21 protein-coding genes are annotated in these 18,279 nt (G+C 65.7%); 9 read left to right on the top strand and 12 right to left on the bottom strand.

All coding sequences use genetic code 11. From position 1 onward, the window contains the following. Positions 1 to 2 precede the first annotated feature (2 nt). On the bottom strand, positions 3 to 218 hold the full coding sequence (locus BOO71_RS27205) for a hypothetical protein (protein WP_139323065.1): 216 nt from the start codon (positions 216 to 218) through the stop codon (positions 3 to 5). Positions 219 to 271: 53 nt separating this feature from the next. Between BOO71_RS27205 and BOO71_RS19650 the strand changes: the two genes are divergently transcribed. Continuing rightward, positions 272 to 1,117, top strand: a complete 846-nt coding sequence (locus tag BOO71_RS19650; RefSeq protein WP_075835255.1) for a PIG-L deacetylase family protein — start codon at positions 272 to 274, stop codon at positions 1,115 to 1,117. Positions 1,118 to 1,225: 108 nt separating this feature from the next. Here the strand turns inward: BOO71_RS19650 and BOO71_RS19645 are convergent, their stop codons facing one another. From BOO71_RS19645 to BOO71_RS19635, 3 genes are read right to left on the bottom strand one after another with little or no spacing between them, the layout of a single operon-like run. Continuing rightward, positions 1,226 to 1,813 carry a transcriptional regulator gene (locus tag BOO71_RS19645; protein ID WP_254843225.1) on the bottom strand — a complete coding sequence of 196 codons (588 nt, stop codon included), beginning with the start codon at positions 1,811 to 1,813 and terminating at the stop codon, positions 1,226 to 1,228. After that, the gene (locus tag BOO71_RS19640) at positions 1,810 to 2,016 is read right to left on the bottom strand and encodes a hypothetical protein (RefSeq protein WP_075835253.1); all 207 of its coding nucleotides are present in this window, start codon (positions 2,014 to 2,016) and stop codon (positions 1,810 to 1,812) included. Before BOO71_RS19640 ends, BOO71_RS19645 begins: the two co-directional genes overlap by 4 nt. 16 nt (positions 2,017 to 2,032) lie before the next feature. Next, complete coding sequence (locus BOO71_RS19635) at positions 2,033 to 2,422, bottom strand: DUF3208 domain-containing protein (protein WP_139323064.1); 390 nt, start codon at positions 2,420 to 2,422, stop codon at positions 2,033 to 2,035. Between the two features lie 121 nt (positions 2,423 to 2,543). Between BOO71_RS19635 and BOO71_RS27975 the strand changes: the two genes are divergently transcribed. Further along, positions 2,544 to 2,717 carry a hypothetical protein gene (locus tag BOO71_RS27975; RefSeq protein WP_175607487.1) on the top strand — a complete coding sequence of 58 codons (174 nt, stop codon included), beginning with the start codon at positions 2,544 to 2,546 and terminating at the stop codon, positions 2,715 to 2,717. 31 nt (positions 2,718 to 2,748) lie between these two features. Here BOO71_RS27975 and BOO71_RS19630 read toward each other — a convergent pair whose 3' ends face one another. Both BOO71_RS19630 and BOO71_RS19625 read right to left on the bottom strand, forming a co-directional pair. Continuing rightward, entirely contained in the window at positions 2,749 to 4,356 is a 1,608-nt protein-coding gene (locus tag BOO71_RS19630) for a S1C family serine protease (protein ID WP_075835249.1), read from the bottom strand. 95 nt (positions 4,357 to 4,451) lie between these two features. Beyond that, complete coding sequence (locus BOO71_RS19625) at positions 4,452 to 5,891, bottom strand: amidase family protein (RefSeq protein ID WP_075835247.1); 1,440 nt, start codon at positions 5,889 to 5,891, stop codon at positions 4,452 to 4,454. A 233-nt stretch (positions 5,892 to 6,124) separates the two neighbouring features. On the opposite strand from BOO71_RS19625, the gene BOO71_RS19620 reads away from it, so the two are divergent. Genes BOO71_RS19620 through BOO71_RS19610 form a run of 3 tightly spaced genes read left to right on the top strand, consistent with a single transcriptional unit; the run spans position 6,125 to position 9,343 of the window. After that, positions 6,125 to 6,967 (top strand): prephenate dehydratase, encoded by an 843-nt coding sequence (locus tag BOO71_RS19620; protein ID WP_139323069.1) that lies wholly within the window; start codon positions 6,125 to 6,127, stop codon positions 6,965 to 6,967. A gap of 13 nt (positions 6,968 to 6,980) precedes the next feature. Continuing rightward, a complete protein-coding gene (locus BOO71_RS19615; protein ID WP_075835244.1) occupies positions 6,981 to 7,853 on the top strand; it encodes an SDR family NAD(P)-dependent oxidoreductase in 873 nt (290 codons plus the stop codon). Positions 7,854 to 7,900: 47 nt separating this feature from the next. Further along, positions 7,901 to 9,343, top strand: a complete 1,443-nt coding sequence (locus tag BOO71_RS19610) for an AMP-binding protein (RefSeq protein WP_075835242.1) — start codon at positions 7,901 to 7,903, stop codon at positions 9,341 to 9,343. A gap of 20 nt (positions 9,344 to 9,363) precedes the next feature. Here BOO71_RS19610 and BOO71_RS19605 read toward each other — a convergent pair whose 3' ends face one another. The 5 genes from BOO71_RS19605 to BOO71_RS19585 all read right to left on the bottom strand — a co-directional run bounded on the left by BOO71_RS19605 (position 9,364) and on the right by BOO71_RS19585 (position 15,172). Beyond that, a complete protein-coding gene (locus BOO71_RS19605) occupies positions 9,364 to 11,145 on the bottom strand; it encodes a GMC family oxidoreductase (RefSeq protein ID WP_217694915.1) in 1,782 nt (593 codons plus the stop codon). 160 nt (positions 11,146 to 11,305) lie between these two features. Then, positions 11,306 to 11,830 carry a hypothetical protein gene (locus tag BOO71_RS19600; protein ID WP_075835238.1) on the bottom strand — a complete coding sequence of 175 codons (525 nt, stop codon included), beginning with the start codon at positions 11,828 to 11,830 and terminating at the stop codon, positions 11,306 to 11,308. A gap of 28 nt (positions 11,831 to 11,858) precedes the next feature. Continuing rightward, positions 11,859 to 12,365 (bottom strand): hypothetical protein, encoded by a 507-nt coding sequence (locus BOO71_RS19595; RefSeq protein WP_075835236.1) that lies wholly within the window; start codon positions 12,363 to 12,365, stop codon positions 11,859 to 11,861. 1 nt (position 12,366) lies between these two features. Further along, a complete protein-coding gene (locus BOO71_RS19590; RefSeq protein ID WP_075835234.1) occupies positions 12,367 to 13,638 on the bottom strand; it encodes a hypothetical protein in 1,272 nt (423 codons plus the stop codon). Between the two features lie 247 nt (positions 13,639 to 13,885). Beyond that, positions 13,886 to 15,172: a 3-isopropylmalate dehydratase large subunit gene (locus BOO71_RS19585; protein ID WP_075835232.1), complete on the bottom strand. Its 1,287-nt coding sequence runs from the start codon at positions 15,170 to 15,172 to the stop codon at positions 13,886 to 13,888. Between the two features lie 248 nt (positions 15,173 to 15,420). Here BOO71_RS19585 and BOO71_RS19580 point away from each other — a divergent pair, with 248 nt between their 5' ends. Then, positions 15,421 to 16,227, top strand: coding sequence for an AAC(3) family N-acetyltransferase (locus tag BOO71_RS19580; protein WP_075835230.1), 807 nt, complete (start codon positions 15,421 to 15,423; stop codon positions 16,225 to 16,227). A 12-nt stretch (positions 16,228 to 16,239) separates the two neighbouring features. Here the strand turns inward: BOO71_RS19580 and BOO71_RS19575 are convergent, their stop codons facing one another. Continuing rightward, entirely contained in the window at positions 16,240 to 16,581 is a 342-nt protein-coding gene (locus BOO71_RS19575; RefSeq protein WP_075835228.1) for a DUF4180 domain-containing protein, read from the bottom strand. 181 nt (positions 16,582 to 16,762) lie between these two features. Between BOO71_RS19575 and BOO71_RS19570 the strand changes: the two genes are divergently transcribed. Genes BOO71_RS19570 through BOO71_RS19560 form a run of 3 tightly spaced genes read left to right on the top strand, consistent with a single transcriptional unit; the run spans position 16,763 to position 18,248 of the window. Continuing rightward, on the top strand, positions 16,763 to 17,293 hold the full coding sequence (locus BOO71_RS19570; protein WP_075835226.1) for a DinB family protein: 531 nt from the start codon (positions 16,763 to 16,765) through the stop codon (positions 17,291 to 17,293). Further along, complete coding sequence (locus BOO71_RS19565; protein ID WP_083653661.1) at positions 17,290 to 17,772, top strand: DinB family protein; 483 nt, start codon at positions 17,290 to 17,292, stop codon at positions 17,770 to 17,772. The genes BOO71_RS19570 and BOO71_RS19565 overlap by 4 nt, the downstream gene beginning before the upstream one ends. Further along, a complete protein-coding gene (locus tag BOO71_RS19560) occupies positions 17,766 to 18,248 on the top strand; it encodes a dCTP deaminase domain-containing protein (RefSeq protein ID WP_075835222.1) in 483 nt (160 codons plus the stop codon). The genes BOO71_RS19565 and BOO71_RS19560 overlap by 7 nt, the downstream gene beginning before the upstream one ends. The last annotated feature ends 31 nt before the right edge of the window (positions 18,249 to 18,279 follow it).

The raw sequence follows: 18,279 nt of genomic DNA, 5'->3' as shown, positions 1-18,279 counted from the left end.
AATTAACGCCTGCGCCGGATGGGCCGATGCTGGGGCTTGCCTCTGGCCTGCCACCAGCCGTCGAAGGCGAAGAAGTTAAGGGCGTCCACCACGGCATACATCGCGTCTCTGCGCGTTTCCCTCAAGGCCAAGAGCCACAATGGACCGGACGTTACAGGTGGCGTTTGCCTGGGCGGCCAGTCCGTGCCGCGCACGCCCGATTCTGGAGACGGCTTCATGCTTTCAGATACGTTGCGCGGGCCGGGCGCGTTCCCGCACTAGACTCCGGGGCATGACCGATTCACACGATGCGTCCTCCTCTAAACCCACCCTGATGGCCGTTTTCGCCCATCCCGACGACGAGGCATTTTCTGTCGGCGGCACGCTGACGCATTACGCGCGCAAGGGCGTGCGCGTGCAACTGGTCTGCGCCAACCGAGGCGAGGCGGGCAAGATCACCGTGCCGGGCATGACCGTGGACGACCTGGGCCAGCAGCGCGAACACGAGCTGCGCGAGGCGTGCAAGGCGCTGGAAATCCCCGAACCCGTGTTTCTGGACTTCCACGACTCGGGCCGCTTCGAGCGCACCCGCTATGACGATCCGCTGGCGATGATGAACGTGACGCCGCTGGAGATCGAGGTCAAGTTGCGCGCCGTAATCGCGGAATATCAGCCGCAGGTGCTGGTGACCTTCGATCCGCACGGGGGGTACGGCCACATCGATCACCTCCAGATCAACCGGGCCGCCACCGCCGCCTTCTTCAGCACGGGCGTGTTGCCCTACGGCGGGCCGCAGCGGCTGTATTTCACGGCGCTGAATGTGGAGGCTGCCAAGGGGTTGTCGCGCATGGGCCAGGATCTGGACCCGGAAGTGTACGGCGTCTCGGAAAGCACCATCGCAGTCAGCATGGATGTCAGCCCCTACCGCGAGAACAAGAAAGCCGCGCTGGCCGCCCACGGCACCCAGATGGGGCCGAACAGCCGCCTGGGCCAGATGTCGCAGGAAGAACGCGACGAGATGGAAACCCGCATGCTGGGATCCGAGAACTTCAGCATCGGCGGCACGCGGACGCCGATTCGCAACTGGCCGTTGAAGGGCCTGTTCGACGGGGTAGCCGGGGGCGAAGGTCTGGACTGAATTCGGGCCGACTTCACTGACGGCCTGCCCAGTGACCTCTCGCCCCTCGCAACTTGGGGCGAGAGATCATTTTCAGCGTCTTGACCCAGCGAATCGGGCCGAATCGCTTTACAGCGTACCCAGCCGCCGCGCCGCATCTGCTGCCGCCTCCGCGCCCCAGACGGCGGCGGCGACATGCAGAGCGGCGTGCAGGGCCGGGAAGCCGCCCGGTGTGGTGCAAAGCTGTGCATCGGTCCAGACCTCGCCCGCATGCACGTCGCCTGCGCCGTGGCCCCACAGCGTATCGGCCAGATCTGCCGGGCCGCCCACCTCGCGCCCGTTTAGGACGCCAGCCTCGCCCAGCAGCAGCAGGCCGCTTCCGCTTGCGCCGGTAGGTAGCGCGGCGTAGGATGCGAGAAAGGTTTTGAGCAACGGATCGCGGGCTGCCTTCAAGGCTCCGGGGCCGCCGGGCAGCAGCAAAGCAGCAGGCTCAGGCAGGGCGGCATACAGCACATGCGGCGTGCTGACCAGCCCCCCAGCGGTCACGATGCTGGCGCGCGAGCGGTTGACCGTGATGGCCGCGCCTTCACCGCCGCACAACCGGCAGACCGTGACCATAATGCCCAGTTCCAGTTCACTGACGCCCGCATAGACAGGGATGGCGACGATAGGGCCATCCGTTTCCTGCTCTATGGACTGAACCCCGGAGTCACTCACGGTGAAGCGGAGGAGAGCAGGGGCCGCAGCCTGTACTCCCGGCGGGCCAGGGGCGGGGCGACGTGGCCGTCCTCGATCAGCGCGTCGGCGGCTTCCTCGGACAGGCGTTCGATTCGCAGCAGGTAGGGGCGCAGACTGGCCGGGCCGTCAAAGCGACGCGGGTGGGTGTCACCCTCGGTCAGCAAGTCGAGCCAGCCGATCACAGCGCTCGCCTATCCATCACAGCTCTCTCAGGTCCTCCCAGAGCTGCCAGCCTACGCCTTCCGGGGTGCCGTCCAGCAGCGGCCCCAGGGCCTGCGAGGCTGCTGCGGCGTCCTCGTGCAGTTCGGTGTTGTCGGGGCGCTCGTCGTACACGCGCAGCACCGTGAACTGGTAAAAGACCTGAGAGGCGGTGGGATCGCCATTCTCGAAAAAGGCAAAGGGCGGGTTGACCGTGTCCCACAGCACATGGGCACTTTCCTGCTCGGCCAGGCCGGGCGGCGTGGGCAGGTCCAGCTCACGGGGCAGGAAATGCTCCAGGTCAACGTCGGCGTCCTGGGCGTGCCAGATATAGCCTTGCAACAGTCGGATAGCGGCGCGGCCTCCGGCCTGCGGTTCGGTGGGACTCACGCCGCACAGCATACCTGCTCGGCGCGCGAACGGGGGCTTAAGCCTTTGCCTATTTCCATTTTCCCGGACGGCACTCCATCACCCCAGACGGCACCGGGCACCCGGACCTTATGCTGTCCGCATGCCCAATCTCGGTCTATCGGAGTTGATCCTGCTGCTGGTTGTCCTGGCCATCAGTGTCACTTTTATTGCCGGGGTGGTCTGGCTGATCAGGAGCGTGGTGGGCGGCGCAGAGCGGACGAGAATTCAGGAACTGGAAGCGCGCGTGCGGGAATTGGAACAGCGTCAGCTCTGACCGTCGCATCCCCCCGTTCTACCGGAAGGAACTATTTCAGCGTGGCGACGCAACTGCCCAGTTCGGTCCCCTCTCGGTCATCCTGGGAGGCGTACAGGAAAGCCTTGCCACGCAGACTGCGGCCAGACAGATTGCTCTTGACGAACTCGCAGCCTATGTACACCTCATTGTCTGCCGTCATGTCGAGGATCACGCCCTCGTTATCGTTGTCGTTGATGTAGTAGTACACCGCCGTCCACTTCTGCCCACCCGGCGCAACCGCCGTCCCCGTGGGATTGCCCTTGTCCGAGCGCTCTTTCAATGGCAGCGTCCACACGCCGCGCCCCTGAATCTCAAAGGTCCAGGTCTGGCCTGTGGTGGGCTTGACCGGCCATTTCAGGGCCGCCGCGCCAGCAGGCGGTGTGGGTGCGGCGTTTCCGGCAGGGGCCGCCCCGGTCCTGACCAGCGCCTGACAGTCGCCGATGCGCTCCGGGTCGGCATTGGTATCGCTGTAATAGAACGCGCGCCCCACCCACGGGCTGGTCCGCAGCCCACTGACCTCGAAAGCACAACTGGTCATGGCCTTGCCGTCGCGGGTCAGGTCGATCCAGACCAGATCGGCTTTCTTGTCGTAGGCGACATATCCGGTCTGGCTCTGGCTGCCCTGGGTCGCGGTGCCCTTGAGATCACCGTTATCGGCGCGGTCTTTCAGGGTCAGCGCCCAGCTCTGGGTCTTGGGCGTGCCGCTGCTGCGCTGGATACTGACCTGATAGCTCTGCCCCAGCGCGATGGTGGGCGGCCATTTGGGCTGGGGCGCGGCGCTGGACTGACCAGGACTGGTTTGGCCAGTGCTGGTTTGGCCAGTGCTGGCAGGCGCGGAAGCCGTCGGCCCACCAGACCCTGCGCCGCGCACCACGAAACGCGGCACATTGGGCGTGATCAGGCCCCAGGCCACCGCCAGCGGACGGGCGAAGGGGGTGATGGTGCTGCTGGACTTGTTGATGTTGATGGCGCTGTTGACGCCGATCAGCAGGCCCTTTTCATCGAAGACGCCGCCGCCCGAGTTGCCAGGGCCGGTCTGGGCGTCGTGCTTGATCCACTGCCGCCCGCTGCCCTGGAGGTTCTCGCCAGTAAAGCCGCTGACGGAGCCGCTGGTGTAGGTCAGGGTATCGCCGCCCGTGCCAGGGAAGCCGAATACGAAGACCGGATCGCCCACGGTCAGCGCGTTGGAATCGCCCAGTTCCACGAAGGGCAGATTCAGCGCCCCCACCGGCTTTTCATCGTAGGTTTCCAGAATGCGGACCACCGCCAGATCCAGGTTGGCATCGGCAGCCACCACCTTGCCCCAGTAGGTGGGTTCGGGTTCGCGGTCTACAAACTTGACGGTGCGTACCAGAATCCACTCGGAAACCTTGCGGCTGTCGATGTCCCCGATGACATGGAAGTTGGTCAGGATGTACCCTGCCGGGCTGATCACGCTGCCGCTGCCCAGCGAACCGTCGATCTTGCCGTCTGCTCCGGTGGGCATCAGCATCACGGTGGACTGGACGATCTTGTCCCGCGTGGCCTTGGGCAACACCTGTGCCACCGCTGAACCAGACAGGACGGCCCCGGACAACAGCGACGCGGCGAGGACGGCGGCAGCCACACGAATTTTCATATGCCACTCACTATAAAGGTCACAATTGGCCGCCGTTTGTCTGGAGAACGCCATTTCTCGGACCGCGAGATCGGCTGTCCGAAGGGGCCGACAACCTAGTTCAGTACAGGAAAACGCACGCCGCCTACCCCACCTTCCGAGTGTTCGGCCAGATGCGCGGCCAGTGACAGCAGCGGGGCGTCCGCGCCTGCCGGGGCCACCAGCAGCACGCCTCCGGGCCGGGTCTCTGGGGCAGAGTCCGGCGCATGAACCGGCAGGGCCACGCTGGGATACCCCGCCTTGGCCGCCAGCGCGCAGCCGTGGATGCCCGGAAAGACCACGGCGTCCAGCCCACCCGCAAACAGCAGATCGAAGCCCTGCTCACGGGTCAGGCGCAGGTCACGGGCGCGGGCCAGCACATAGCCCGGCTCGCTGGCGTCGCCGCGCGTGCCCTGGGCGGCGTGCAGGAAGGTCTGGCCATATTTCAGGCAGCGTTCGGCCTGGGTCTGATTGCCCTCGATCACGTCCGCCACGGTGCGGGGACCGTCCGTGACCCCGGCCAGATAGGCGTTGAGATCCCCCTTGAATTCATATTCCAGGACTTCGAGCATCACGCCATTGCTGTTCAGCTCGGCGCGGCTGGGAAAGGTCACATCGCGCACCGTGGCACCGGCCCTCTCCAGGGCAGTGCGGGCCAGTTTCAGGCTGGTGGCGTCGGCCTCCGAAACGCCCTTCTCGTCGGTCACGATGCCCACCACCGCGCCGCTCAGGGCATTGGATGTCAGCCTCAGTTCGGGCACGGGCCGCAGACGGCTGGCCCCGTCGCGCTCGTCCGGCCCGGCCATCACCGAGAGCAGCAGCAGGGCGTCGCGGGGGCTGCGGGTGATCGGCCCCGCCGTGTCCTGGCTGTGGCTGATCGGCACGATCCCGGTACGCGGAATCAGCCCCAGCGTGGGCTTTAATCCCAGCACGCCGTTCTGATGCGCCGGACTGACCACGCTGCCACTGGTCTCGGTGCCAATCGCCGCCACGCACAGCCTCGCGGCCACCGCCACGCCGCTGCCCGACGAACTGCCTCCGGTGTCAAAGTCCTCGCCCCAGGGATTGACGGTCTGCCCGCCCTGCGAGGAATAGCCGTTGGGCATCCCCAGCGTCATAAAATTGGCCCACTCGGTCATGTTGGCCTTGCCCAGAATCACCGCGCCCGCCGCGCGCAGCCGGGCCACCAGCGACGCGTCCACCGTGGGCATATGCGCGGCCATCAGCGCGCTGCCTGCCGTCGTGGGCAGGCCCGCCACGTCGATGTTGTCCTTGATCAGCACCGGGCAGCCGTGCAGAGGGCCGCGTTTCTCCGGTTTCAGGGCGTCCAGCGCGTCGGCCTCAGCGCGGGCGTAGGGGTGAATGGTGATCACGGCACGCAGGCGGGGGTTCAGGGCTTCCAGCCGCTCCAGATAGGTGCGCGTCACCTCGCCGCAGGTCAGGTCGCCGCGCCGGGTGGCGTCGGCCAGATCGGTGGCGTCCAGATCGAGGATGGGATCGGGCAGGGGCAGGGTCATGCGGAACACTGTAGCGGCAGGGCTGGAGCGAGGGCTGTGTGGGGTGATGCGGTGGCGGCGGCCTGGTCCCCCTGCTATCGAACCTCTGACGGTCCCTGACTTTGCGGCCATGCCAGCGCTGTGCGCTAGCCTCACGGTCATGAGTGAGCGCCGTGAGTAAAGCCGTGCCCCCGTCCGGGCCTGAATCTGTCGCCTCTGAACCTGTCGGCTCTGAATCTGGCAGCTCTGGGTCCATCACCGTCGCCTTTCAGGGCAATCCCGGCGCATACGGCGAGATCGCCGCGCTGAACGCTATTCCAGCAGTGGGCACAGACCGGCAGACGCGCGGCTACCCCACCTTTCACGGCGTGGCGCAGGCGGTAGAGAGCGGCGAGGCGCAGTACGGCGTGCTGCCGGTGGAAAACAGCCTGATGGGCGCTATTCATCAGGCGATTGATCTGCTCAGCGACACCGAGCTATACGTGATCGGCGAGGTGGTGGTGCGCGTCAGCCATTGCCTGATGGCACTGCCAGGGGTGGAACTGGCGGACCTGAAGAGCGTGGCCAGCCAGCAGCCCGCGCTGGACCAGTGTACCGGGCTGATCCGCAAGTACAACCTGCAACCCGTGGCCGCCCACGACACCGCCGGAAGCGCGCGTGAACTGGCCGAGCGCGGCGCGGCAGGAGGTGGGCAGGGCGAGGCCGCCATCGCCAGTCGCCGCGCCGCCGAACTGTACGGCCTGAACATCCTGGCCCACGAGATCGAGGACGAGCCGTTCAACTACACCCGCTTCATGGTGCTTTCCAAGCACGAACCCGCGCCCAGCGACGTGCCACACAAGACCAGTCTGGTGTTCGCCGTGCGCCACACCCCCGGTTTTCTGGTGGAAACCCTGAACGAGCTGAGCGGCCTGAACCTGAGCCGCATCGAGAGCCGCCCGCGCCGGGACCGCGCCTGGAGCTACCTGATGTACGTGGACATCGAGGGCGATGCCCGTGACCCGAAGGTGGCCCAGGGACTGGCGGGGGTGCTGCGCAAGGCGAGTTACGCCAAGATCATCGGCAGCTATCCACGGGCAATGGAAACGGTGGGCTAGAGGCTGACCTGAAATGGCCCCGCCTCTGACCCTGTTGCGCCAGTTCCTCCTATCACCGCCTGCCTGCCACGATTCATGGCGCTTGGGGGTGGCGGTACGCGGCCAGACGGTATTGATCACGGGCGCGTCCTACGGCATCGGGGAGGCGACGGCGCGGCTGCTGGCCTCGTGTGGCGCGGAGGTGCTGTTGCTGGCACGCAGCGGAGAGCGGCTGGAAGAGGTGGCCGCTCAGATTCGGGCGGCAGGCGGGCAGGCCAGCGTTTATCAGTTGGATTTGACCGATGCGGAGACAGTAAAGACCATGGCCGCGCAAATTGAGGCGAACCACCCCCGAATCGACGTCATCATCAGCAACGCGGGGCATTCCATTCGCCGCCCAGTCCTCCAATCCGGGGAGAAGGATGATCTGGGCCGCCTGCTGGCCGTCAATTTCACTGGGCCTGCCGCGCTGCTGCTGGCGCTGTTGCCGCGCATGGTGGCGCAGGGCGGTGGAGTGATCGTCAATGTGTCCAGCGCCTCGGCCCTGCCCCCCGGCATTCCGCGCTGGGCGGCGTACCAGGGCAGTAAGGCGGGCTTTGACCTGTGGCTGGGCAGTCTGGGCAATGAGCTGCGCGGACGTGGCGTGCGCGTTGCCAGCGTGTATCTGCCGCTGGTCCGCACCCGCATGATCGCGCCCACCCGCGCCTATCGCCTCGCCCCGGCCCTGACCCCGCTGGAAGCCGCGCAGTCGGTGGTCTATCCACTCGTCAAGCCCGTGCGCCGGGTGGCCCCGTGGTGGTTGAAGGGGCAACAGGTGGCGGCGCTGCTGTTTCCGAACGTGCTGGACGGGGCGCTGGGCGGTCTGGAAGAGCTGGAGCGGCGGCTCACGCGAGACCAAAGAAAGTGAGCCTGCTATCAGCAATCCGGCGCACGGGTGTCCTCGGCTATCGGCCAGTGCTGAACACGCTGGGGCTGGTCTGGACGGTATTCAGGCACGGGCCGACGCTGTATGCGCTAGTTGCCTGGAACGCGCACCAGATGCCGAATGCTGTGGCTCTTGTGGACGAGAACGGTTCACTCACTTACGCGGATTTGCTGGCGCGGGCCGATGCAATGGCCGCCGCTCTCGCTCACCGGATTAAACCGGGCGAGGCGGTGGGCCTGCTGTGCAGCAACAGCGCAGATTCTGTGGCTGCCCTGCTGGCCTGCGTTCGTATCGGCGCGCGAACTGTTCTGCTGAACACCTCATTTTCTGCCACCGAAATCGGGCGGGTGGGGCGTGAACAACGCCTGCGATTGCTGATCTGCGACGGCGACTGGCCAGAGCGGCTACGCGAGGAGGTGGAAGCGGGTCTGACAGTCCTGACCCTCGCTGAGTTAAAACCTGCGAATGCGAAGTCTCCCCCGTTGCGTCTACCCCGCATCGGCCCGCTGGTCCTGCTGACTTCCGGCAGCACGGGAACGCCGAAAGCCGTACGCTCGCGCGTGGGTCTGCGGGCCGGGCTGAGGATGGCAGGCGCATTGCTGGATGCCCTGCCACTCCGGGCGGGTGCGCCGACGCTGCTGCCCCTGCCGCTGTTTCACGGGCACGGGCTGGCGACGCTGGGCATGGGTCTGGCAATGGGCGCACCCCTGCACCTGTGCCGCCCCAACACGCAGGATCTATGGCGCACGCTGCAAATGGAAGGAATCGAAGTTCTGGTGCTGGTCCCCACCCTCCTCCACCGACTGCTGGACGTGCCCGGTACGCAGGCTGCACCCACACTGCGCGCCATCATCTGTGGCTCGGCCCCGCTCGGCGCATCGCTGGCGACAATAGCGCTGGACCACTTCGGGGACGTGCTGTTCAATCTTTACGGCTCCACCGAGACGGGCCTGATCTCGCTGGCGACGCCCGCCGATCTGATTGCTGCGCCAGGGAGCGTGGGGCGGACCTTGCCGGGGGTAAATCTCGAACTTCGCGGAGAAGTGGGGCGCGTGATCGTCAACGGGCACGACACGGGCGATCTGGCCTCCCGTGACGCGGCGGGCCGCCTGACCCTGCATGGCCGCGCCGACGAACTGCTGATCTGCGGCGGCGAGAATGTCTTTCCGGCCAGCCTGGAAGAACGCATCGTCGCGTTGGATGCCGTGGCCGAGTGTGCCGTGGTGGGCGTCCCCTGCACCGAGTTCGGGACGGGCATCCACGCCTTTATCGTGCCGAAGCCCGGTTGCGAGATCACCCCGGAACAGATTCAGGACGAGTTGCGCCCGCTGCTGCCGCGCATGTTCCGCCCGCAGAAAATCACGCTGCTGGACGCGCTGCCCCGCACACAAACAGGAAAGCTGTTGCGCTCGCGCCTGCCCGCAGAGGCACACATGAAAATGGGCGCTACAGACGAACAATCTTCGCCGTAACGCCCTGCTCAGTTTTTATCTCAATCGGCAGATACGGCCATCGCCTCGGCTCCCCGCGCAGGCAGAGCAGCCCGGCCCAGAATCAGATCGGCAGCCTTTTCCGCGATCATGATGGTGGGCGCGTTGGTGTTGCCGCGCGTAATCACGGGCATCACGCTGGCGTCGGCGATCCACAGATTTTCCAGGCCACGGACACGCAATTCGTCGTCCACCACTGCCAGATCGTCGTTGCCCATCTTGCAGGTGCCGACGGGATGGTAAATGGTCATGGCCTGCTCGCGGATGTAATTTTCCAGATCGGCGCGTTCGGTCACGGCCTCGCCGGGCATCACTTCACTCAGGCGGTAGCTGGACAGGGCTTCGGTGTCGCCCACCTGCCGGGCCAGCTTCACCCCGGCAATCAGCACGTCCATGTCATGTGGGTCCGAGAGGTACTCTGGTTCGATCAGCGGGCGGGCCTGCGGATCGGCGCTGGCCAGGCGAATCTGGCCCCGGCTGCGGGGAGCAACCAGCGAGGGCAGCAGCGTGTAATGGTAGCCGTCCAGCTCGGCAAAACCGTGGTCCACGAACAGCGCCGCGCCGTTATGGAATTGCAGATCGGGGGCGGGGAGCGACGGATCGGTCTTCATGAAACCGCCCGTCTCACCCACGTTGCTGCACAGCATTCCGCGCTGCTCAGACATATACAGGGTCATCTGGGCCTCGCTCGTGGCGTCTTTCAATCCCGCTGTCTCGGTGTCGTAGACCACGGGCACGAACAGATGGTCTTGCAGGTTCTGGCCCACCCCTGGCAGATCGTGCAGCACTTCCACGCCCACCGCTTCCAGTTGCGCCCGCTCGCCCACGCCCGACAGCATCAGCAGATGCGGGCTGGTGATCGCGCCTGCCGCCAGAATGACGCCCTTACCGGCCATGACCTGCCGGGTTTCGGTGCCGTCCAGATACTCCACACCCACGGCTTTCTTGCCCTTAAAGAGAATTCGCGTCACATGCGCGCCCGTGCGGGCTTCCAGCTTGCCGGGGCCGCTGCCTGCCAGGGCTGGGCGCAGGTACGCCACCGCCGCCGAGTGCCGCGCGCCGCCCTTCTGGGTCACATGGAACCGGCCCACACCTTCCATGTTCTCGCCGTTGAAATCATCGTTGGCAGGGTGGCCCAGTTCCTTGAAGCCCTCAGTGATGGCGTCGCAGATTTCGTGGGTGTAGCGGCGGTTCTCGACGTGCAGCGGGCCGCCTGCGTTGTGGAATTCACTGGCCCCATCCTCGAAATCCTCGGCCTTCAGGAAGTACGGCAGGACGTCGTCGTAGCCCCAGCCGTGATTGCCCGCCGCCGCCCAGCCGTCGTAATCGGCGCGGTGGCCGCGAATGTAGATCATGGCGTTGATGCTGCTGCTGCCGCCCAGCATCTTGCCGCGCGGCCAGTACAGCTTGCGCCCGTTCAGGTGTTCCTGCGCCTCGGTCTCGTAATTCCAGTCCAGCGGAGACTTGAACAGCTTGGGAAAGGCGGCGGGGATGTGGATTTCGGGCGTTTCGTCGGGCACCCCGGCTTCCAGCAGCAGCACCTGCGCCCCACTTTCCTGCAAACGGGCGGAAACGGCACAGCCGCCCGAACCCGCCCCAATCACCACGTAGTCGTAACTCTGCTGACCGTCTGGACTGTGATTGCTCTGCATCTCTGAAGCCTCCGCGCGAATGGGTGAGGACGGCAGGCCAGAGGGGCCGACAGCTTCGGCACACGACAGGTCAGGGCCACCGGGATTAAGTTCGCGTTCGGGCAAAGTATAGAACCGGGCCGGGCCGGACATTGGAGGGCACCCTCCAGAATCAGGGCCAACTGATGCCACGGTCAAAACGCCAACGTTTGCCACCCAACGCAACGCCAGCCACAGCCATACCGCCCCGAAAGCCAGCAGCCCCAGCAACAGTCACGCGAGATCGGGTGCGGTCAGCTCCAGGGTGTTTATTTCATTTTCCGCTTCTCCCTGGAGCGGTGCCACCTTTCGCCCGGTCATTTTCCCCGGATGGTGCGGCAAAGGCGGCCAGCTCCGGCGGCAGCTCGCCAAACAGGTCGCGCCAGTGCTGACCATCGAAAGTCACCTCGGTTTCCGAGTCTTCCCAGAGTTCTGCATCGTCCGGGAGGGAGGAAATGGGATCGCTCAGTTCACTGGCCGGGAGGGCCATCCGCACCGCGACGGGCACTGGCAGGGCCTGATCTTCGGGAATGTCCAGGAGCCAGTCCTCGCTGTCTTTCAGGATGCCTGCCGTCCATCCGGCCCACTTCGGGGGATCGCCCGCCCCGGTCAGGCTTTTGAGGACGTGCAGTTCGGCCTGAATCCGCCCGCTGTGCTGCGCGGGCAAGTCTTCCGGCCACTCCACGCGCCCGTCGGCGTGAACGGTCACGGTGACCCAGCGCATGGCCCGGCTGAACACCCGCCGCCACAGCCACCACGCCCCGGCCAGAACCAGCGGCCCCACCAGAACGGGCAGCATCCAAAGGCCCACCGAGTCGGCCTCCACTTCAGTCCCACCGGCCTTCGGCGGCGCTTTCATCTGCGGGCGGCACGGTGAATGCGGCCAGTTCCGGCGGCAGTCCGTCCAGCAGATCCCGCCAATCCTGACCGCTGAAGTTCACCTCCGATTCCAGCAAGGTACGTGCCAGCGGAGCAGACCCATCCAGAGCGTCTTCGAGAACATTGAGGCGCACGGCGGCGGGCACCGGCAGCGCCTGACCCTCCGGCACGTTCAGGTCATCCACGAACCGCAGGGTCAGGATTTTCTCGGTCCACCCAGCCCACGCCCGCGCGTCGCCCGCCCCAGTGACGCCGCGCAGCTCTGTCTGAAGGCGCTCCCGGTGTGTTCTGGAAACGTCGTCCCCGACTTCCACGCGGCCATCGGCATGGACGGTGACTTCCACCCGACGCCCGCTTTTGCCGGGTGCCTGACGCATTCTCCACTGTCTCGCTTTCAGCGCCAGCCAGCCCAGCAGGGCGAGCAGCACCAGAAAGCCGACCAGCTCTGAATTCATCTCAGTTCAGCCGCTCAGGATCATCCTCCGGTGAGGGCGGCGCGGCAAAGGCGCTCAGTTCCGGCGGCATGTCGTCGAACAGGTCACGCCACTGCGTCCCGTCGAAGGTCACCTCCGATTCCATGAAGGTCTGAGACAGCGGATCGGGGTCCTGCAAGGCGTCCTCGGGAAGGTCCAGGCGCACGGCGGCGGGAACGGGCAGACTCTGGCCCTCGGGCACGTTCAGCTCGTCGCCGTAGATCTCGGTCAGCATCTGGGCGGTCCACTCGGCCCACTCGTCGGCGGTTCCGGCCCCGGTGGCGTCACGCAGCTCGCCCTCGATGCGCTCCCGGTGTTCTGCGGGCACGTCGTCCTCAAATTCCACGCGCCCGTCGGCGTACACGGTCACGCCCACCGTCGCCATGTCGAAGATGTTGGCGAGTTCGGGGGGCAGATGGCTGCCGTCCACCTCGGCGTCGGGGTCCGCGTAACTGGTCCAGGTTTCGCCGTCCAGGCTGTAGGTGTCGGACTCCATGACCGGGATGAACTCCACGCCCGAGCGGATGGCGAACACGCCGCTCAACGGATTTTGCAGCGGGGCGGGCAGGCGCAACTCGAAAGTGCTGCGGCGGACCAGCGGCACCGGGGCATCGTCGTCCTCCATGCGGTCCCGGTGAATCTCGGTCCACAGTTCCTCGGTCTCGCCGTGCCATTCGCGCGCCACTTCTTCCAGCGCCTCCAGCAGTTCCTCGGGCGGATCGGGTTCGATGTCAATGCGCCCGGCCTGCCAGTGTTCGGCGGCAAACTGCCCGATCAACTCGCCCTGAAGGTTGAAAGCCGCGTTGTTCTGGAGGGCCGACATGACCTGCTGCGGGCTGCGCGGCGCGGCCAGGGTCTGCCAGCGCACGCCGTCAAAGGAATGCCGCTGCTCGCGCAGACGGATCGCGCCGCCCTCGACTGGAATGGAAACCTGTTCGCTGCTATTCCCCTGCGGCCCCAGCGCCAGCTCGCCCGTGATGCGGCGCAGGTCCGGCACGGCGATGGCTTCCACATCTTCCACCGTGGACAGCGTGCCGCCCTGGGTGCTGGAAAGCAGCAGCGACGTGCGGTACTCGCTGGCCCAGGCCGGGCCACTGGACTGCGTGGCCTTCAGCGCGTCCACGATAATCTCCGTCAATCCAGCGTCGTCCGGCCCGCGCACCAGCGAGACCTCGCCGGACGCGTCCAGTTGCGCCTCGAAGGGATGGACGGTGGGCATCAGGCCCAGTTGTTTGCGTCGTTTGGCTTCACCCATAAGACCCACAGTCAAGCACGGATGGGCGGGTGTGGGTGTCGGGCAGGTTAAAAAGGAGTCCAACTTCTCCTGCTCATTTACGGACTGCCCGGTGACCAGCGTGCCAGGGCTGGATTGAATTGCTCTCGTCAAGCTGTTGCGTCCCGCTTCAGTTTAAATCCATCAGTTCAAACAGGTTGTGGGAGGGGGCGCAACCTCACGCCTCCTCCCACATCTGCTCGCACGGATTCCGTCTGTTGTTAGAGCTTCAGTCTGCCGCTTCGATGCTGTCGTTGTACTCGCGCGGATCAGAGATAAAGCCGCTGACTGCGCTGGCCGCCACCGTCGCCGGCGAGGCCAGATAAATGGCCGCCGTGGGATCGCCCATGCGCCCGACGAAGTTGCGGTTGGTGCTGGAGATACACACGTCGTCCGGCCCCAGCACGCCACTGTGCATGCCCAGGCATGCGCCGCAGCTTGGGTAGCTGACACTGGCCCCGGCGTCCACGAAGATTTCCAGCAGGCCCTCGCTGGCCGCCTGCTTCCAGATCAGTTGGGTGGCGGGCACCACGATCATCTGCACGCCCTCGGCCACCTTGCGCCCCTTCAGGATGCGGGCCACGTCGCGCAGATCGCCAATTCGCCCGTTGGTGCAACTGCCCACGTAGGCGTGGGTGACGGCAATCTTGTCGCTGCCCGCCACGCGCCCGTTGCTGGGGATGTTCGGGTAAGCCACGGTGGGTTCCACGGCGGAGGCGTCCACATCGACAATCACGCGGTATTTAGCATCTGCGTCGGAGGTGTATTCGGTGTAGTCGCCGGGGCTGATGCCGCGCTCTTGCAGGTAGGCGCGGGTGGTGTCGTCCACCGCCACGATGCCGGTCTTGCCGCCCGCCTCGATGGCCATGTTGGTCAGGGTGTAACGCCCTTCCATGTTCAGGTTGTCGATGTACTCGCCCACCCATTCCATCACCAGATAATTCGCGCCGTCGGCCCCGATGCGCTTGATGACTTCCAGCACCACGTCTTTGGGTGTCACGCCCGGTTGCGTCCGGCCCGTGACCCTGATCAGCATGGTCTCGGGCACCTTGAACCACACGCGGCCCGCGTAAATGGCCCCGGCCAGATCGGTGCTGCCCACGCCCGTGGCAAAGCAGCCCAGCGCCCCGGCGTTGCAGGTGTGGGAGTCGCCGCTGACCAGCGTCTGCCCCGGCTTGATCAGGCCGGTATTCTCCAGCACCACATGGGCAATGCCGCCGCGCCCCACATCGTAGAAGTGTTTGATGCCCTTTTCCTTGACCCAGGATTTGAGCTTCTGGTACATCTGCGCGGCCTTGATGTTCATGGCCGGGACCGAGTGATCGGGAATGGCCACGATCTGATCGGGATTGAAGACCCGGTCCATGCCGCGCTCTTCCAGCATCCGCAGGGCGGCGGGCGTGGTGATCTCATGGCACAGCACCCAGTCGGTCTTGCACTCGATCAGTTGGCCGGGCACCAGCACGTCATGGCCGCTGTGGGCCGCCAGAATCTTTTCCGCAATCGTCATTCCCATGTGTCGTTCCTCCCCATCACCAAAGCTCTTCCATCGTCAAATCTTCCAGGCGCGCTGCTGGCGCTTTTCCGCCGCCGTGACCCGATGAACATGCCCGCGAGTCTAGCGCCTGACCGGATGAGTGCGGCCCGAGGTGGGATAGATGGGCCACGCCGCCCCAGGTTGAACTTCATCCCCCACTGGCCCCGTCCGCGAAGGTGGGCCGTGACTCTAGCCGTAAACCGCGCCGGGCCGCTAAACTACGGGCTGTGCTGAATCTGCTGCGGAAGCCCGCTGTCCATGCCGCCGAACTCGATGAGGGTCTGGCCGCGCTGGGACTGGACGGCACGCAGCACCTGATCGTCCACGCCAGCCTGAAGTCCTTCGGCACGCTGGACGGCGGCCCCCGGACATTGGTGGATACGCTGTGGCGGCGCACGGCCACGCTGGTGGCCCCGGCTTTCAGCTATAACACGCTGCTCAACCGACCCGGCAGCGTGGCGCACGCCAAATTCCACCGCGACACCCGCGTCAGCCGCGACATCGGGCGGGTATCGCAGGAACTGGTGGAGCGGCGCGACGCCCTGCGCTCCTTTCACCCCACCCTCAGCTTCGTGGCCCTGGGAGACGAGGCGGCGCGGATCACGGCAGCCCAGTCGCTCAGCAGCCCGTACCAGCCCATCGGGGCGCTGTATGACCTGAACGGCTACGCGCTGCTGATCGGTGTGGATTTCGGCAGCAACACCAGTGTCCATTACGGCGAGTATCTGGCCGGAATCCCTATGCTGACGCGTTATGTGCCGCTGGACGGTCAGGTGTTGCCCACCGCCTTTCCCAACTGTTCGGCGGATTTCGACAACCTGCTGCCCGAGATGGAATTCAAGTTCCGTTCGACGCGCGTCGGCCCGTCCACGTTGCGCCTGTACCGTGTGCGCGATCTGGTAGACAGCACCGTGCGTCTACTTCAGCGGGACCCCGAGGCGCTGCTGTGCCAGTACAAGGGCTGCCGCTGCCAGGAAGTGCGCCAGACGGTGCGGCGTGATGGGCTGAAGCCCCGGCTGCATGTGGGACTGTAAAACGTCACCGCGTCAGGAATTGAGCCATGCCCGTGCCCCCTCCTCGCTGTGAACGAAACGGATCAGCGGGTGGGACGAATGTTCGTGGGCCAGTTCCGCGAAACGCTCGCCGTGAGCCGCGAAATCCGGCAGCACCAGCGCCACGCGCAGGCGGTAATTGGTAAACTTCTGGAACGCCTCGCCCGCCAGCCCGGTCTTCAGATCGAAGAACTCCGGCGAGAGGTCCGTTTCAGTCAGGATCAGGCCGTCCAGATCGTAAGCCGCGCCGATCAGGGTGTGGATGTCGTCCAGGCCACGCAGGGACAGTCCCAGTTCACGGACGGTCTGAATTCTGGGAGCTTCATCTGGGTTCATGCTAAATGCAGCGTATTACGGCCTCCGTTTGTTTCGTGAAGGGACCGGGATAGCGCCGGTCCCTTCACTCCACGCCCGGAACCCGTTTTTCTCCCTCTCGCTCCGCTCGGATTTTCAGGTGTCTTCAACACCTTCTAATCGGAATCCATATAACAAAGCCGGCGTCTGCGAAACTGGGCGCATGACTTCTTCTGACCGCACCCCCGATGACCACCTTCCCGACAACCGCAGCGGACGCGCCCAAGTGGCCCTCGCCCGCCTGCTGCCCAAACTGTTCCGGGGCGGGCAGGCGTTTGTGGGCGTGGAGGCCAGCCTGAGCGGCCTGGACGCCGGGACGGCGGCGCGTGTGCCGGACGGGCTGCCGCACAGCGTCCTGGGGCTGCTGGCGCATGTGAACTGGTGGAACCGCTGGATGCTGGACACCATCGAGATGGGACAGGCGCAGCCCTACCCCGCCCACGCCGCCGACACCTGGCCGCAGGTGGGGGCCGACGACTGGGGGCGCGTGAAGAACGAGTTCTATGCATTGCTGGCCCGCGTGGACGCACACGCCTCAAGGCCCGATCTGGCCAACCCGGTCAACCACGAGGAAACGATTGGCGAGCTTCTGGCCGACTTCGCGCTGCACACGGCCCACCATTTCGGGCAGATCGTGACCGTGCGGCAGGTGCTGGGCGCGTGGCCCCCCCCCGGAGGAGGCGATAGCTGGTGAGCGAGTCTCAGACCGCAGGGATCTTCGGCAAGGCAGTGGGCAACCTGTACCGGGGCGGCCCGGCCAACGTGTCCTGGGCACACGCGCTGGAAGGTCTGGAGGCCGGAGACGCCGCACGCACGCCCAACCATCTGCCGCACAGCGCCGCGCAACTGGTGGCGCATGTCCAGTTCTGGCAGGCGCATCTGCTGGACACGCTGGCCGGGAAGCAACCCGCCACGCCCGAACATGCGGCGGAAGGCTGGCCCATGCCGGGCGACTGGGAAACCCTGCGGGCCACCTTCCTGCGGGACGCCGCAAAATTGCGTGCCCACGCCCGCGATCCTAAACTCTGCGCCGCCCTGAACCGCGAGGGCGTACCCCATGCCGCCCTGCTGACCACCTATGCCGGACACAGCGTTTACCATATGGGGCAGATAGTGGCCGTCCGGCAGGCGCTGGGGCTGTGGCCGCCGCCGGGTGGGGGCGATACATGGTAGGGCGGGGGAAGCTCAGCAGGCAGCGCGGCTTCGAGGTAGTGTCCGATCTACACCGCCAGCACCCAGATATCGCTATTCAGCTTCCCAGTCGGGGTTCACGTCACTCTGCCGGATACGATCTGCATACGCCGACGGGCTTCACGCTCCCGCCTGCGGCCACTGCCATTGTCGTCACCGATCTCAGGGCGTACATGCAGCCAGACGAGGTTCTGGCGGTCTACCCGCGCTCGTCCGTGGGCCTGCGCGGCGTCATGCTCACGAACACGGTGGGCATCGTGGACGCCGACTATTACGCTAATGCCGCCAACGACGGCAACATCCGCCTCTCGCTGCACAACATCGGCCCGGAGACCTTCACGGCGCAGGCGGGAGACCGCATCGCGCAGGCCATCTTCACGAAATACCTGCTGGCCGATGGCGACGACTTCGCGGCTGGCCCCGAACGTCAGGGCGGGCACGGCCACACCGGACGCTGAGGCTGCTGGCCCCATTCAACCCTGACCTCAT

It is taken from the genome of Deinococcus marmoris (assembly GCF_001949125.1).
GTDB lineage: Bacteria > Deinococcota > Deinococci > Deinococcales > Deinococcaceae > Deinococcus > Deinococcus marmoris_A.
This window is presented reverse-complemented; position numbering and strand designations above follow the sequence as displayed.